Origin of the sequence: Psychrobacter sp. JCM 18902, assembly GCF_904846615.1 — a bacterium.
GTDB lineage: Bacteria > Pseudomonadota > Gammaproteobacteria > Pseudomonadales > Moraxellaceae > Psychrobacter.
This window is the reverse complement of the sequence record NZ_CAJHBK010000001.1, coordinates 1,310,198-1,325,842: the sequence shown is the minus strand read 5'-3', so window position 1 is coordinate 1,325,842 and position 15,645 is coordinate 1,310,198. Positions and strand designations below refer to the sequence as shown.

At 38.1% G+C, this 15,645-nt stretch carries 14 protein-coding genes; 8 read left to right on the top strand and 6 right to left on the bottom strand.

The genetic code is table 11. From position 1 onward, the window contains the following. Nucleotides 1-79 precede the first annotated feature (79 nt). The 8 genes from JMY05_RS05410 (at nt 80) to pseI (ending at nt 10,028) form a co-directional block, all read left to right on the top strand. Nucleotides 80-1,009 (top strand): branched-chain amino acid transaminase, encoded by a 930-nt coding sequence (locus JMY05_RS05410; protein ID WP_045447800.1) that lies wholly within the window; start codon nt 80-82, stop codon nt 1,007-1,009. 1,190 nt (nt 1,010-2,199) lie between these two features. Beyond that, the gene (pseB, locus tag JMY05_RS05405) at nt 2,200-3,198 is read left to right on the top strand and encodes a UDP-N-acetylglucosamine 4,6-dehydratase (inverting) (protein WP_201581268.1); all 999 of its coding nucleotides are present in this window, start codon (nt 2,200-2,202) and stop codon (nt 3,196-3,198) included. Beyond that, complete coding sequence (pseC, locus tag JMY05_RS05400) at nt 3,199-4,362, top strand: UDP-4-amino-4,6-dideoxy-N-acetyl-beta-L-altrosamine transaminase (RefSeq protein ID WP_045447802.1); 1,164 nt, start codon at nt 3,199-3,201, stop codon at nt 4,360-4,362. Between the two features lie 60 nt (nt 4,363-4,422). Next, on the top strand, nt 4,423-5,310 hold the full coding sequence (locus JMY05_RS05395; protein WP_045447804.1) for an aldo/keto reductase: 888 nt from the start codon (nt 4,423-4,425) through the stop codon (nt 5,308-5,310). Then, a complete protein-coding gene (locus tag JMY05_RS05390; protein ID WP_201614406.1) occupies nt 5,307-7,334 on the top strand; it encodes an aminotransferase class III-fold pyridoxal phosphate-dependent enzyme in 2,028 nt (675 codons plus the stop codon). The genes JMY05_RS05395 and JMY05_RS05390 overlap by 4 nt, the downstream gene beginning before the upstream one ends. A gap of 2 nt (nt 7,335-7,336) precedes the next feature. After that, nucleotides 7,337-8,449: a UDP-2,4-diacetamido-2,4,6-trideoxy-beta-L-altropyranose hydrolase gene (pseG, locus tag JMY05_RS05385; RefSeq protein WP_201614404.1), complete on the top strand. Its 1,113-nt coding sequence runs from the start codon at nt 7,337-7,339 to the stop codon at nt 8,447-8,449. Then, nucleotides 8,442-8,969, top strand: a complete 528-nt coding sequence (gene pseH / locus JMY05_RS05380; protein ID WP_227678115.1) for a UDP-4-amino-4,6-dideoxy-N-acetyl-beta-L-altrosamine N-acetyltransferase — start codon at nt 8,442-8,444, stop codon at nt 8,967-8,969. Before pseG ends, pseH begins: the two co-directional genes overlap by 8 nt. 3 nt (nt 8,970-8,972) lie before the next feature. After that, a complete protein-coding gene (gene pseI / locus JMY05_RS05375) occupies nt 8,973-10,028 on the top strand; it encodes a pseudaminic acid synthase (RefSeq protein ID WP_201614402.1) in 1,056 nt (351 codons plus the stop codon). A gap of 80 nt (nt 10,029-10,108) precedes the next feature. Here the strand turns inward: pseI and JMY05_RS05370 are convergent, their stop codons facing one another. From JMY05_RS05370 to JMY05_RS05345, 6 genes are all read right to left on the bottom strand, one after another. Continuing rightward, complete coding sequence (locus JMY05_RS05370) at nt 10,109-10,744, bottom strand: YrbL family protein (RefSeq protein WP_201614400.1); 636 nt, start codon at nt 10,742-10,744, stop codon at nt 10,109-10,111. 18 nt (nt 10,745-10,762) lie between these two features. Beyond that, on the bottom strand, nt 10,763-11,761 hold the full coding sequence (locus JMY05_RS05365; RefSeq protein ID WP_201614398.1) for a hypothetical protein: 999 nt from the start codon (nt 11,759-11,761) through the stop codon (nt 10,763-10,765). A gap of 68 nt (nt 11,762-11,829) precedes the next feature. Next, nucleotides 11,830-12,603, bottom strand: a complete 774-nt coding sequence (locus tag JMY05_RS05360; RefSeq protein WP_045447813.1) for a glycosyltransferase family 25 protein — start codon at nt 12,601-12,603, stop codon at nt 11,830-11,832. Between the two features lie 10 nt (nt 12,604-12,613). Then, nucleotides 12,614-13,378, bottom strand: coding sequence for a glycosyltransferase family 25 protein (locus JMY05_RS05355; protein WP_201614396.1), 765 nt, complete (start codon nt 13,376-13,378; stop codon nt 12,614-12,616). 45 nt (nt 13,379-13,423) lie between these two features. Beyond that, nucleotides 13,424-14,446 carry an NAD-dependent epimerase gene (locus tag JMY05_RS05350; RefSeq protein WP_201614394.1) on the bottom strand — a complete coding sequence of 341 codons (1,023 nt, stop codon included), beginning with the start codon at nt 14,444-14,446 and terminating at the stop codon, nt 13,424-13,426. Then, nucleotides 14,446-15,612, bottom strand: a complete 1,167-nt coding sequence (locus tag JMY05_RS05345) for a nucleotide sugar dehydrogenase (RefSeq protein ID WP_045447816.1) — start codon at nt 15,610-15,612, stop codon at nt 14,446-14,448. Before JMY05_RS05345 ends, JMY05_RS05350 begins: the two co-directional genes overlap by 1 nt. Between the last annotated feature and the right edge of the window lie 33 nt (nt 15,613-15,645).

Here is a 15,645-nt window from a genome sequence, read left to right as displayed (position 1 = left end):
AACCTCTAGTCGAAGCATTTATACGTGCGTCGACTATACCTAAAAAAATAGCCGTTAGTGCTAACATAAGGATTATAAAATGAATATGGCAACACAAGATGGTAAGCTTTGGATGAATGGCACAATGATTGAGCAGCCAGATGCCAAAGTCCATGTGCTGACGCATAGCTTGCATTATGGCATGGCTGTGTTTGAAGGTGTGCGTGCTTACCAAACCGCTGATAATCGTACGGCAATTTTTCGCCTAAAAGAGCATACCGAGCGTCTGTTAGGCTCTGCAAAAATCTTTCAAATGAATGTACCGTTTGATGCAGCGACTCTGGAGCAGGCGCACAAAGATGTGGTCAAGCAAAACAACTTGGCAGAAGCCTATATTCGTCCGCTCATTTGGGTCGGTGCAGAAAAGCTTGGTTTATCGTCACGTGATAATAGTATCAATGCGATGGTTGCTGCTTGGCATTGGGGCGCTTATCTGGGTGAAGAGGGTATCAAAAACGGTATCCGTGTAAAAACTTCTTCATTTACTCACCATATGACCAATGTGACCATGTGTAAGGCAAAAGCCTCGAGCAACTATCCTGTGTCTATCATGGCGAACCAAGAAGTCACTCGTAATGGCTATGACGAAGCTATCTTGATGGATCCGCAGGGTTATGTTTGCCAAGGGGCAGGCGAAAACTTATTCTTAGTCAAAGATGGTGTGCTACATACGCCAGATTTAGCGGGCGGTGCACTTGACGGTATCACGCGTCGTACTATCATTCAATTTGCTGATGATCTAGGCATCAAGGTCGTTGAACGTCGCATCACTCGTGATGAGTTTTATTTGGCGGATGAGATATTTATGACGGGTACGGCGGCTGAAGTCACACCTATCCGTGAATATGATGATCGTAATATCGGAAATGGTGGCCGAGGACCTTTGACTGAGCAGCTACAGACCTTGTACTTTGATGTGGTCCATGGTCGCAATGAGCAGTATATGGATTGGTTAAGTTTTATTGATTAATATTTAAAATTATGTTGTATGAGATAAAAAAAGCTAAGATTACTTGAGGTCTTAGCTTTTTTATGAACAATAGAGCTGTTGTAAGAGTCATAAGCTAAGATCGAATTTAACAATACAAGTGAATAGATTTATTTTGAGGTCATAGCGCTAACGACGATTGCGATATTTATGGTTGACGATTTTAAAATTTTTGACTAAGCCTACTTTACATTCAACCATAATACAGAGTTTAGCTAGGTATGGATTGGCTTATTTGAGATGCTCTGATAGTCGCTATCAGCTAATAGTTTAATATCATTAAGAAGTCAGTCAGGGTAAATTTCCTTATACAGCCTAAATTTTTGGGCGGAATCTTTAATGATTTGAACATCTGATATATAGCTTATTTTCCAATTGGTGATCAATCGAGTTGTTAAGGGATACTATTTTTTCTGACAACTATACTAATCTCTTTAGTTTTTGTGTGAGCTCTGTAAGGATTTCTGCTACATCGACAACGACTAGTGTCCAATTGACATCATCATCGATCCTATATTAGGAAGGCTTTTGGGTAATGTAAAATTACTAGAGTTAACAAGTATGTTTTTTTACTCTACGGCTAACCTAGCTAGGAAAAGACTCATAAATTCCGTAGTCTATATTGATGTGATAAAGCGTCTGGTATTCACACCAATAAGTAAAGGCTAGTAGTATTTGCTTTTGAACACTAAGTGCACTTGGCTTCTTTTATCTAGTCTTTTGTGCTTCAAACTGTTGGATCGCGTCCAACATTTAATGAAAGGTCGCTTTATGAGCACTGGTTTAGCGTAATATCCAACGTCATTGGGTTGTGTATAAACGATGCTGCTTGCTATTAAGTATGTATATAAAAGTGCGAATTGGCATGTGATTATTACAAATACATACTTATTTCAAGCTTAAAAACACCATGTGGGATCGTGATAGGTAGCATAAGCAGGAACGTATTGAAAAACCATTCAATATGCATGGTCACCGCATTCTTTGGCTGTCATCCTAGTCTTAATCCCATCGAGCAGAAGTGGGCGTAGGCTAATTTTCTATGCCAAGAGTGATAGGTAATGAATTAAATAAACTATTTTGTGATATTGGATATATATTTTATATTGGACTGACTATATTTATAATGTTTTGGCTTTTAACTTTCAATATCTATTTTTTTGAGGAAAACTATGTTCACAGATAAAACCATTTTAATTACAGGTGGTACAGGCTCATTTGGAAATACATTCGTACCAATGACTTTAGCTAAATATAATCCAAAGAAAATAATAATTTTCTCACGTGATGAGATGAAACAGTGGGATATGGCCAAAAATTTTGAAAATGATGACAGGGTTCGTTTTTTCATCGGTGATGTTCGTGATAAAGAACGCTTATACCGCGCTTTAGATGATGTGGATTATGTAGTTCATGCTGCTGCAACCAAAATTGTTCCTACGGCTGAATACAATCCATTTGAATGCGTGAAAACGAATATTAACGGGGCAATGAATTTAATTGATGCTTGTATCGATAAGGGTGTTAAAGGGGTTGTTGCGCTATCTACTGATAAGGCCAGTAGCCCTATTAACTTATATGGTGCAACTAAGTTAGCTTCTGACAAGCTTTTTGTCGCAGGCAACTCATACTCTGGTCAGCATGGTACCAAGTTCTCAGTGGTGCGTTATGGTAATGTAATGGGCTCTCGTGGTTCAGTAATTCCTTTCTTTATGTCTATAAAAGATAAAGGTGTACTGCCAATTACTGATAAACGTATGACTCGTTTTATGATTTCATTAGAAGATGGTGTTGAGCTGGTTTGGCATGCTTTCGAAGATATGATTGGAGGTGAAATCTATGTTAAGAAGATTCCATCAATGAAAATGATTGACTTAGCTCGTGTCGTCGCACCAGAAGCGAAGCAAGACGTTATAGGTATTCGTCCAGGTGAGAAGCTGCATGAGCAAATGATTAGTGCAGAAGACGCTTATTATACTTACGAGTATTTAGAGCACTTCAAAATATTGCCAACTATTAATGGATGGGCGACTGACCCTGCTCGTATCAAAGATGGTAAACGTGTTCCTGAAGGATTCGTTTATGCCAGTGACAATAATACTGAGTGGATGAGCGATGAACAACTTCAAGAGTGGATAGAAACCAACCGTGAAAAAATCGGGAGCATCTAAATGATTCCTTATGGTCGCCAAGATATTAGCCAACAAGATATTGATGTAGTAGTCGAGGTATTAAAATCTGATTTTTTAACTCAGGGACCAAAAGTCTCAGCATTTGAAGAATCAGTAGTGGATGCTTGTAATGCAAAGTATGGCGTGGCAGTTAATAGTGCCACATCTGCACTACACATTGCGTGCCTAGCATTAGGTTTAGGTAAAGATGATTGGTTGTGGACAACGCCCAATACGTTTGTAGCTTCTGCCAATTGTGGTTTGTACTGTGGTGCCCAAGTGGATTTCGTTGATATCGATCCTCATACCTACAATCTATGTGTTAAAGCATTGCAAGACAAGCTTATTATCGCAGAGAAAGAAGGTAAACTCCCTAAAGTCGTCGTTCCTGTACACTTTAGTGGTCAGCCTTGTGATATGGCCGCTATTTATGCTTTATCACAAATGTATGGGTTTAAAGTTATTGAAGATGCCTCTCACGGTATTGGTGGTAAGTATAAGGATGAGCCTATTGGCAATTGTCAATACAGTGACATTACCGTATTTAGCTTCCATCCTGTAAAAATTATTACTACTGCTGAAGGTGGCATGGCGGTTACTAATGATCCTAAATTAGCAGAGCGGTTAAATCTTCTACGAAGTCATGGTATTACTCGTGATGAAAATTTGATGACTAAGCCGGCTGATGGTCCTTGGTATTATCAGCAAATGGAGCTTGGTTACAATTACCGTATGACGGATATGCAAGCTGCCCTAGGTGTTTCTCAAATGCAACGTCTAGATGAATATGTTGCTAAACGCCATGAGCTTGCTGAGCGTTATAATGAGTTACTTAAAGATTTGCCTATTACACTGCCTTGGCAGAGTGATGATAGCTACTCAGGTCTTCATTTATATGTGATTCGATTGCAGTTAGATAAAATATCTAAAACTCAGCTTGAAGTATTTAATGGTATGCGTGAAGCGGGTATCTTAGTGAACCTTCACTATATTCCCATACATCTACAACCTTATTATCAAGAGTTAGGTTTTGAAGCAGGACAGTTTCCTGAAGCTGAGCAGTATTATAAAGAAGCTATTAGCTTGCCTATGTTTCCAATATTATCATATGAACAGCAGCAAGAAGTAGTGGCGAATCTTAAGAAGCTGCTTTTAAAAAACTAAGAGACGTAAGCTCGTCTTAAGTAAGATTACATTTAATAATAAGAGATATGGGCTTCTTATATGCTTAAAAAAAATACTCGCTTAAAGATTGCTTTAGGGACAGTACAGTTCGGTCTGCCTTATGGAATATCTAATAAAAATGGGCAAGTAAGTAGTTCAGAAGTAGGTAAGATTTTAGATCTAGCGCAAGCAAAAGGTGTCCATACATTAGATACTGCAATTGCATACGGTAGTAGCGAAAAAGTGCTGGGTGAGCATAACCTTGGAAGTTTTGATATCGTTACTAAATTGCCTTCTATTCCAGAAGATATCTTAGATATCACAGGCTGGGTTGAAGAGCAAATGACAAGCTCTTTGAATAGGTTAAAAACATCTAAAGTAAATGCTGTACTTCTTCATCGCCCTGAGCAACTCCACTCAGAAATTGGGGCGAAAATATATGCTGCTCTGAATTCCTTAAAGAGTGGAGGTTTAACAGAGCGTATAGGAATTTCAACTTACTCTCCTAATGAATTTATAAACCTTAGTAGAAATTTTCACTTTGACTTAATTCAAGTTCCATTTAATGTTTTAGATACAAGATTGCAAGACTCAGGTGCCTTCGATGCATTAACAGCTCAAGATACAAGCTTGCATGTAAGGTCTATTTTTCTTCAGGGCTTACTATTGATGGAAAAAAAAGAACGATCTAGTAAATTTAATCAGTGGTCACGGCTTTGGACAAAGTGGGAAGAATGGTTAAAGGAAAATAATCTAACCCCTTTAGAAGCATGTATACGTCATGCTTTATCTATGCCTCAGATTGAAAAGGTTGTGGTAGGCGTAGATAGTGCCAATCAGTTGCAAGAAATTATAACGGCAGCTGAAGGTAACTTACCTATGCTACCTTCAAGTCTCTTTTGTCATGATGAAAAATTATTAAGCCCCCATTTATGGAGTCAACTATGAAAACTGTCGCTATCGTTCAGGCCAGGATGGGGTCAACAAGACTTCCCAATAAAGTAATGAAAGAAATTAATGGAACCCCTATGATAGAGGTTTTGTTAAAACGCTTGGCTAAATCCGAACAGATTGATCAGATAATTGTAGCTACATCAGTTGATCCGAAAAACGATTTATTAGTAAGACATGTAGAAAGTTTAGGTTATGTCTGTGAAAGAGGTAGTGAGAACGATGTTTTAGAACGCTATTATCAAGCTGCTAAAGCTCATAATGCTGATATAGTTATACGGATAACGGGAGACTGTCCACTTGTCGATGCTAATCTAGTAGATACTGCAATTAATGATTTTAAAGATCATGGAGTTGACTATCTAAGCAATACTAGTCCAGCGACCTATCCAGATGGTCTAGATATTGAAGTGTTCACTATGAAAGCATTAGAGCGTGCACTAAAAGAGACTACATCTTTATTCGATCAAGAGCATGTTACGCCATATATCAGAAATAGCGGTAAATTTAAGACTCATTCGATTAGCTATACTGAGGATCTGTCGGACTTGCGATGGACCGTTGATGAGCCTGTCGATTTTGAGGTGATTTCTAACATTTTTGACCATTTTTCACCTAATATATACTTCAGTTGGCATGAGGTTTATGAGTTGCAAAAACAGAAACCTATGTTATTTGATAATAATAGAAATATTAAACGTAATGAAGGAGCTAATATGGGCACCGGTCAAAAACTTTGGAAAAGAGCTAAGTCAGTTATTCCTGGCGGGAACATGCTGCTTTCTAAGCGTGCAGAAATGTTTTTACCAGAGCATTGGCCTGCATACTTTAGTAAAGCGAAAGGTTGCCAAGTTTGGGATTTAGATGGTAACCAATTTACTGATATGTGTATTATGGGCATAGGAACTAATACACTAGGTTATGGCAACGAAGAAGTAGATGATGCAGTTCACTCTGTAATTTATCAAGGTAACATGTCAACATTGAATGCTCCTGAGGAGGTTTACCTAGCTGAGAAGCTAATTGAGCTACATCCTTGGGCGGATATGGTGCGTTTTGCTCGTACAGGCGGAGAGGCGAATGCGATTGCAATACGTATTGCGAGAGCAGCGTCAGGTAAAGAAAAGGTAGCTGTCTGTGGTTATCACGGTTGGCATGACTGGTATTTATCAGCAAACCTTGGAGATTCAGAAAACTTAGCAGGTCACTTATTACCTGGTCTGAGTCCGAAAGGTGTACCTCAAAATCTTAGAGGTACAGTATTTCCCTTTAACTACAATAATTTTGAAGAGCTAGAAGCACTAGTCAATAAACATGACATTGGCGTTATAAAAATGGAAGTGGTACGTAATAAGGGGCCTGAAGATAATTTTTTACATAAGGTTCGTAAGCTTGCTACTGACAAGAATATAGTGCTTATATTTGATGAGTGTACATCAGGATTCCGTGAGACCTTTGGTGGGATTCATAAGAAGTATGGTGTTGAGCCTGATATGGCAATGTTTGGTAAGGCTTTAGGGAATGGCTATGCTGTGACTGCCACGATTGGAAAAAGAGAAGTTATGGAGGCAGCACAGTCATCATTTATAAGTAGCACATTCTGGACTGAACGTATAGGCTCTGTAGCTGGGCTAAAAACGTTAGAGGTTATGGAGAAACTTCAATCATGGGATACTATCACTCAAACGGGTCTTAATATTAAAAACAGCTGGCAAAAACTGGCTGATAAGTATGAGCTAGAGATTAGTCAATTTGGACTTCCGGCCTTAACAGGATTTTCGTTTACTAGTGAAAAGAACTTATATTACAAAACCTTAGTTACTCAAGAGATGTTAAAGAAGGGCTATCTAGCTAGTAATGTTGTGTATGTATGTACCGAACATACAAAACCTATTGTTGAAGGTTATATGGAGGCTCTTGATCCTATATTTTCTTTGATAAAAGAGTGTGAACAAGGACGATCTGTAGAGGGTTTATTAGATGGCCCAGTCTGCCACAGTGGTTTTAAAAGACTAAATTAAATATGAATATAGTCTTCCGCTGTGACGCCTCTATTCAAATAGGTACTGGCCACGTTATGCGTTGCTTAACTCTTGCTGATGAGTTAGCGCATCAGGGCGCTAAGTGCCATTTTATATGTCGTGAGCATGAGGGTCACCTGATAAAGCTTATCACTCAAAAAGGTTATGACACTTATAAGCTTGAGGTAGAAAGTCAGGATATCTTTAATAAAAAAAACGATAACGAGCCGGTGCTATTCCACTCTAAATGGTTAGGATCTACTCAAGAGGAAGATGCCAGGAAAACCAAAGAGATCATTAAAACATTACAACCGGAATGGCTGGTTATTGATCACTACGCCCTAGATAGTTATTGGGAGAAAAAGCTTAGACCTCATTACAATAATATTCTAGTGATTGACGATTTGGCAGATAGAAAGCATGATTGCGAAGTATTAATTGATCAAACATTCGGTCGTGATGAGCAAGACTATCATAACTTAGCTCCTAATCACTGCGAAATTTTGTGTGGAACTACCTATGCACTACTACGCCCAGAGTTTTCTAAATGGCGTCAGTATAGTTTAGAGCGTAGAAAAGATAATAGTTTACAGCACGTCTTAATCAACTTAGGTGGTGTAGATAAGGATAATATAACCTCACATATATTGGAATTATTGAAAAAAGCACCTTTACCTAAGTCATGTAAGGTTACGGTGGTTATGGGCTCTACCTCTCCATGGTTAGATGCTGTGACAACCAAGGCTAATCAACTGCCTTGGTATACTGAAGTTAAAACTGGCGTTTCCAATATGGCTGAGCTAATGGCTAACAGCGACTTAGCCATTGGTGCTGCTGGATCAACATCATGGGAGAGATGCTGCTTAGGTTTACCTACTATTATGTTAGTTATCGCGGATAATCAAATGGATATTGCAAATAATTTACGCTCTATAAATGCAGTAAAAATTGTGTTAAACGATCATAACCTTGCTCAAGTTATCAATGAATATCTATGTGAGTTTATAAAAATGCCAGATAAACTAAAAGCGATGAGTCAGTCTAGCGCAGATGTGTTAGATGGTAGGGGTGTATATACGGTTATAGAACATATTAAGAGCTTCCATAATGAATAAATCTCAGTTGAAACTACGGCCTATGCAGTCGTCTGACCTAGCATTGGTGATTAGTTGGAGAAACCATATTGATATTCGTAGATATATGTATACCCAGCATGAGATTTCCTTAACCGAGCACACAAATTGGTTTAATAAGGTTTCTAAAGATAGTAGCTATAGCCTTTTAATCTTTGAATTAGATAGTGAACCTCTAGGTTTTGTAAATATTCATCGAATCGCTCAATGTGGTATTGCCGATTGGGGATTCTATACTTCACCAGATGCTCCTAAAGGAACAGGATCGAAGCTTGGTGCACAAGCTTTAGACTATGCTTTTAATATATTACGTCTTCATAAGCTCTGTGGACAAGCCTTAGACTTTAATGAAGCTTCTAGGAAATTTCATAAACGATTAGGGTTTAAAGAAGAGGGTATCCTAGAGCAACATCACTTCGATGGTAAAAAATATTATGATGTTATTTGCTTTGGTTTACTTGCCCACGAGTATTATCTAATAATTAATAATAATGAGAATTAAATTATGTCTAATATCCCTAGTATAAATATTGCAGGACGTAGGATCGCAACTGATGCTGCCCCTTATATCATTGCAGAGCTCTCTGCTAATCATAATGGCAGCTTTGATACTGCTTTAGAAATTATCAATCAGGCCAAAACCTCAGGTGCTGATGCGATAAAATTACAAACTTATACTGCTGACACCATCACATTAAACAGTGATTCTGAAGATTTCAAAATTCATGGTGGGTTATGGGACGGCGAGACTCTATATAGCCTTTATGAGAAAGCTCATATGCCATGGGAATGGCATAAGCCTTTATTTGAATATGCTCGTGAATTAGATATTACTATGTTTAGCTCGCCTTTTGATAATACAGCTGTAGATCTGTTAGAAGACTTGAATGCTCCAGCATATAAAATTGCCTCTTTTGAAGCTATTGACTTACCCTTAATTCGATATGTGGCAAGTACTGGTAAACCAATGATTATATCGACTGGTATGGCCGATGACAAAGAGATACAAGAAGCAATTGATGCCGCACGATCGGGGGGCTGTAAAGAATTGGCTATCTTACACTGTGTTAGTGGTTATCCTGCTCCCGCGGGAGATTATAATCTGCGTACTCTCTTAGACATGAGAGAGCGTTTCGGGTTAGTAACGGGTTTGTCCGATCACACCATTGACAACACAACGGCAATTACTAGTGTGGCGTTAGGTGCTTCAATTATTGAAAAGCATTTTACTTTAGATCGTAACGGCGGTGGTCCTGACGATAGTTTCTCACTTGAGCCTGAGGATTTAGTTGCTTTATGTCGTGATAGTAAAACAGCTTGGCAAGCATTTGGTTCAGTCAACTATGGCCGTAAATGTAGTGAGCAAGCAAACGTGAAATTCCGTCGCTCATTGTACTTTGTAAAAGATTTAAAAGCGGGTGATATCATTACTGAAGATGCTATACGCAGTGTACGCCCTGGTTTCGGTCTTGCTCCTAAGTTCTATGATAAGATTGTTGGGAAGGTGGTTATAGAGGATATAAGGAAGAACACACCTGTTAGTTTGACAAGCTTTCGATAACTAATATGTAAATATATTAAGAATGAGCTTTTATCTTAATTATTTGGATTTACTTAATAGAGCTTTTCTTCTATTAGATATTAGAGAAATGGATCATTATAAAATGGGATTTTAGACTTTATTTTACGCTCGACTTTTCTAACATTTCTAGTGTTAATAGTTTTACTCATAGATCTAAAGGGTATTATTAGCTTATCTCCAATACCATCAATGAGAACGAACTCAGGCCTACCTCTTCTATTTTCAGTGTACATTATGCCAGCAATATTAACTTCTCCAAAAACGATATGAAGATGACAACATTCATCAAAAAATTGATCCAAGGCTTTGGCATGTTTTGATGTAAACTCATCATGGCTAGATAAGTAGGATAAAGTCTTAGGAGAGCCTGATGGACTGATAATTTTTTCTGTTACTAGGCCTAACCCCCAGTCTGTACCTACAAAGCCATGTACAGTCTCAATGGGGAAGGTGTAGTTTTTCTCATGAAAATTGGTTTTGCATAGCTGCAGATATTGGATTAATTCTCTACGGAACTGTCTGTAAATGCCCTGTGATCTATGTGCTCGTAAGTAGTGTTGACCAACTCTAGCACCATCTGCGGTGGCGTTCTCGGGTCTCATTATCTTAATTACTTTATCAGGACTTTCAATATGTTCAAAGACAAGTTTTTGAGTTCCTTTGCCTAAAAGATTTAAGTCTTTAATAGAATACATATGTCCAATTCCTTTTAGTCACTTAAAAGCTTCTAATAAATAAGAAGGTGAGCTGCCCCAATAGTACTCTACACATTCAAGCTGTGGGGTGGAGATGCTTTCATCAAACTCAAAAAACATGGTTTTGATATGTTCAATATCATCTAAGTGTGTATTTAAATCATCACCTTGCCGTTGGCTCAGCTCTTTTTTAGCTTCATCTTCCTGCCCTAGAATAGGTAAGTATTCTAGTTTGCTACCATTCCAGATTTGAATAGGCCTATTTAATGATACAGAGTAGCCAACATGAGTGCCTACAGAATTAGTTAACACAGCATCCGAAATTAGCAGTATGGTTTTTAATCTCGAAAGAAAGTTAGCATCATAAGAATGCCCAGCAGTTACAATTCTAAAGCCTGATAGCTCATATTCCTTATGGTTATTCAATTCAATATCTTTCCAGTACATGCAGACTAAGATTGAGTCAAAACTATATTTTTCCTTAAAAATTTCAATGTACTTAATGAACTCTGTAATATTGTGATGAGCATATACACTATCAATAGAATGGGAAGGGAAAACAACCAAAGTTTTTCCCAATTTATCTTTCTCTGACAGTAGCTTTTCAGAGTCATAGAGAGACTTTGCATAGTTAATGTAGGGACCAACAGCAATGATATTTTGCTCTGTCTTAGCGCCAATAAATTTTTTTCTATACTCTGAAAAAGTAATGATATTCTTAAATCGACTTTTAAGATGGCGTGAGGGAACAAGACTACCAATATACAAGCCATGTTCAATTGTAGTCTCACTAAAATCTAAATGTGGGAAACTAGCTTGGATGACACTCCCATTTCCATATAAATTATTTTCTTTATGGGGTACAAAAGGATAGAAGTCTAAGGGTTTCATTAGCTCCGTATAATCAAAAATACTAAGTCCCGATCGGGAGTTAATATCTTTTATAGATTGCCAACCACCGCGAACGCCATATTTAACTTTTTTTAGATTTTCTATAGAGCTGTTTATAATTGACATATATTACCCTGTAAGACAGTAAATGAGTTCAAGCTGTAAATTTATATGCATTATTTAAAGGTATGAAATTATTTAAAAGCTATCTCTTTAGCTAATAATGCTTTTTTCGTTTGCTGAGCAACTCTCTTTAACTCCCTACGTACTTTATTGAACCCTGTTGTTTTATTAGCTTTCATTCTATCTTTACGTTCATTGATGAGTAGGCTTGGTAATAATAAGTCTGCGTCTGGGCCAGCTAAAATTATCTCCTGTATGCACAAAGCGGGCTTCATTTGGTATATCGGCTCATCATAATTTAGTATAAACTCTTCGAAAATTAGTTCATCTAAGGGGCGTAAAATTGTTTTATTTATATAATTAAAAAAAGTGTGAGATCCTTTCAGAGAGAGTATATAGCCACCAGTACCTAAGTGTTTACTTTTTAATTGGTGCAACTGTCTTGTTACTCCCTGTATGTTATAAGATTTCTTAGCATAGATAATTTTTTTAAGAACAGTTTCAATCTTAATAATATTCCACTCAGGCTTAATCCAAGTAGATCTGTTCAGTAATTCTTCAGCGTCTTCACCTAGATAGATATCATCTTCAAAGACAGTAACGTAAGGGATGTTTTCGTCAATCGTTTTTTTCCAGATAGCTACATGACTCATCATACAAGCTAGTTCACCTGGAGTTAACTTAGCATCTTTAAGGTTTAAACCTAAATTGTTGGCAAAATCTTTAGCTAAATCTGGAGTTAACGCATCAAAGAACTCAAAATCTACTTTATGTTTACCAAACTCTTCGTTTATATGCTTTCTGCGCTCTACCGCAGATTCTAAACTTATTACGATATTTTTCATAAAATATAAACTACTTGTTTAGGTATAAGTTGGCAACAGCTGTGGTTTTATTTTGCCACATTCTTTTCTGTTTTTTTATATTATAGGACAAGTCTCGATTTTCTTTGTCTTTGCGTTTTATGTTTTGCGAAGCCTCGGTTCCTAAGATATCGCTGTCAAGTCCCAAGGGCTGTACCAATGCAGGCCAAACGCCCAAGCCTTTCCCATTGTCACTCAGCCATTGTTGGAAAAATATATCAACGGGCATAGAGATGGGTTTGGCGGCTGCTATAAATGCTTCAGCACCCTTACGTGACCAAATGAGGCCAAGACCACGAATAGGAAAATAATAGGCGTGCCATAATGTATGTTTATCAAAGCTCACGATATCCCGAGCAAGCTTTTTCTTTTTTGCTGCAAGATTTATCAAGTACCAGTCCAACGTTGGATGAGCATATAAAAACGCTAGGGTTTCATTGACTATTGTCTTGAAGCTGGTAGACAAGGTCATATCATCTTCTAGTACCACCAAAAAGTCAGCATCCGTCTGCAAAAATTGTTCAGCGCAGTTGTAATGACTTAGATAGCAGCCGATTTCGGAGCTTAATAAGCCACGTCCTAGATTTTTTCTGGCTTGAAAATCATCATAATCTACAAAATCAGATAGCTCTTTACCGCGACCATCATAGGCAGGTATCCTCTCAAACGGCCAGCCTATCTGCTCTAACTGCTGAGTTGCGCTCTCTAAGCGCGTATCGCTTCCATCTAAATTGATCAAATATGTCAATGTCTTCATAGGTTGACTCTTCCTTGCTATATCTATTCTATGACTTATCGAGTTTTATGCTTGCTGTGATTCTGTTGGTTCTTTTAGATAATAGGCTCTGTACCAATTTACAAATTTTAAGATGCCATCTTCGATACTGGTTTCTGGTCTAAAGCCAATGTCGGCTGTTAGCTCGTCTATGTCGGCATAAGTCGCTGGGACGTCACCTGGCTGCATGGGCAACAAGTTTTCTTTGGCTTTTTTACCACATGCACTTTCAATCGCGATAATAAAGCGGCGCAGCGTTACGGGTTGGTTATTACCGATATTATAGATTTGGTAAGGTGCGATTGCCGTGGTCGCAAAAGATTGTTGTGGTTCTGGGATTTTATCGATAATACGAGTGATGCCTTCGACAATATCATCAATGTAGGTGAAATCACGTTGCATCTCACCATTGTTATAGACATCTATCTGCTCGCCTGCCAGTATTTTTTTGGTGAATGAAAAGTAGGCCATATCAGGGCGACCATAAGGGCCATAGACCGTAAAAAAGCGTAACCCTGTCGTGGGAATATTGTATAAGTGACTATAGGTGTGTGCCATTAATTCGTTAGATTTTTTAGTCGCAGCATATAAGCTAATGGGATAATCTACACGATCTCCAGTGCTAAAAGGCTGCTTGATATTCATACCGTATACAGAGCTAGAGCTGGCGTATACCAAATGTTTTACCTGAGTCTGTCGACAGCCTTCAAGCACGTTCAGAAATCCTACTACATTGGAATCAATGTATTCATGTGGCTTTTCGATAGAATAGCGCACGCCCGCTTGTGCGCCGAGATTAATCACGATATCAAAGCCATGTTCAGCGAATAAACTGGCCATTGCTTCTCGGTCAGCCAGATCTAAGGTGATAAAACTAAAGGTATCTTCGTTTGATTGTTCGTTTAGGATTTTGAGACGGTCTTTTTTTAACGTAACCTCATAATACGAGTTTAGGTTGTCAATACCGACAATAAAGCAATCTTTGCCCAGCAATGCTTTAATTAAATGAAAGCCAATAAAACCTGCAGCACCAGTCACTAAAATTTTCATTAATCGCTCCCAAATAAATCTCTAGTAAACACTTTATGCGACACATCTTGGATGTCTGCAGATAAGCGGTTCGCCACGATAATATCGCTCATGGCTTTGAATGCGTCCAAATCCTTAATGACTTTTGAGTTAAAAAATTCTTCTTCTTTTAACACGGGTTCATAGACAACCACTTCGATACCTTTTGCTTTGATACGCTTCATAATGCCTTGAATAGCAGACGCTCTGAAATTGTCCGAGCCACTTTTCATCACTAGTCGATGAATACCAACAATTTTTGGTTGCTTTTCAATGATTTTATCAGCAATAAAATCTTTACGAGTGCTATTAGAATCAACAATAGCTCGGATAAGGTTGCTCGGGACGTCATCATAATTTGCCAATAGCTGTTTGGTGTCTTTAGGCAAGCAATAGCCACCATAGCCAAACGATGGATTATTGTAATGATTGCCGATACGCGGGTCTAATCCTACGCCTTCAATAATTTGCTTGGTATCTAACCCAAAAGTCTGGGCATACGTATCTAGCTCATTAAAATAAGCAACACGCATTGCTAGATAGGTATTGGAAAACAATTTAATGGCCTCAGCTTCAGTAGATTCAGTAAATAGCTGAGGAACGTCTTTCTTTATCGCACCTTCCAAAAGCAAATCTGCAAATTGTCTTGCACGCTCCGACTGCTCACCGACGATAATTCTCGAAGGGTAAAGATTGTCATATAGCGCTTTGCCTTCGCGTAAAAATTCAGGCGAAAAAATGATGTTATCTGTCAAAAATCGTTTTCTAATGTCATTGGTATAGCCGACGGGCACTGTTGATTTTATAACGATTAGCGCACTTTTATTGATACTCAGGACCTCTTCAATGACGCTTTCAACACTTTTGGTATTGAAATAGTTGGTCTTTGAGTCGTAATCCGTAGGGGTAGCAACAATAATAAAATCTGCGTCTTTGTAAGCTGCTTTGGCATCTAAAGTGGCTGTGAAGTCGATGGGTTTGTTGAGTAAAAAATCTTCAATATCTGGATCTTCAATAGGAGATTGCTTGGCATTCAACATCTCGACTCTTTCTGCTATGACATCGACAGCGATTACTTTATTGTGCTGGGCAAGTAACATAGCATTGGATAAGCCGACATAGCCTGTACCTACTACTGTTATTTTCATAAAAATTCCAAGGTTATATTTTTATTATTATAA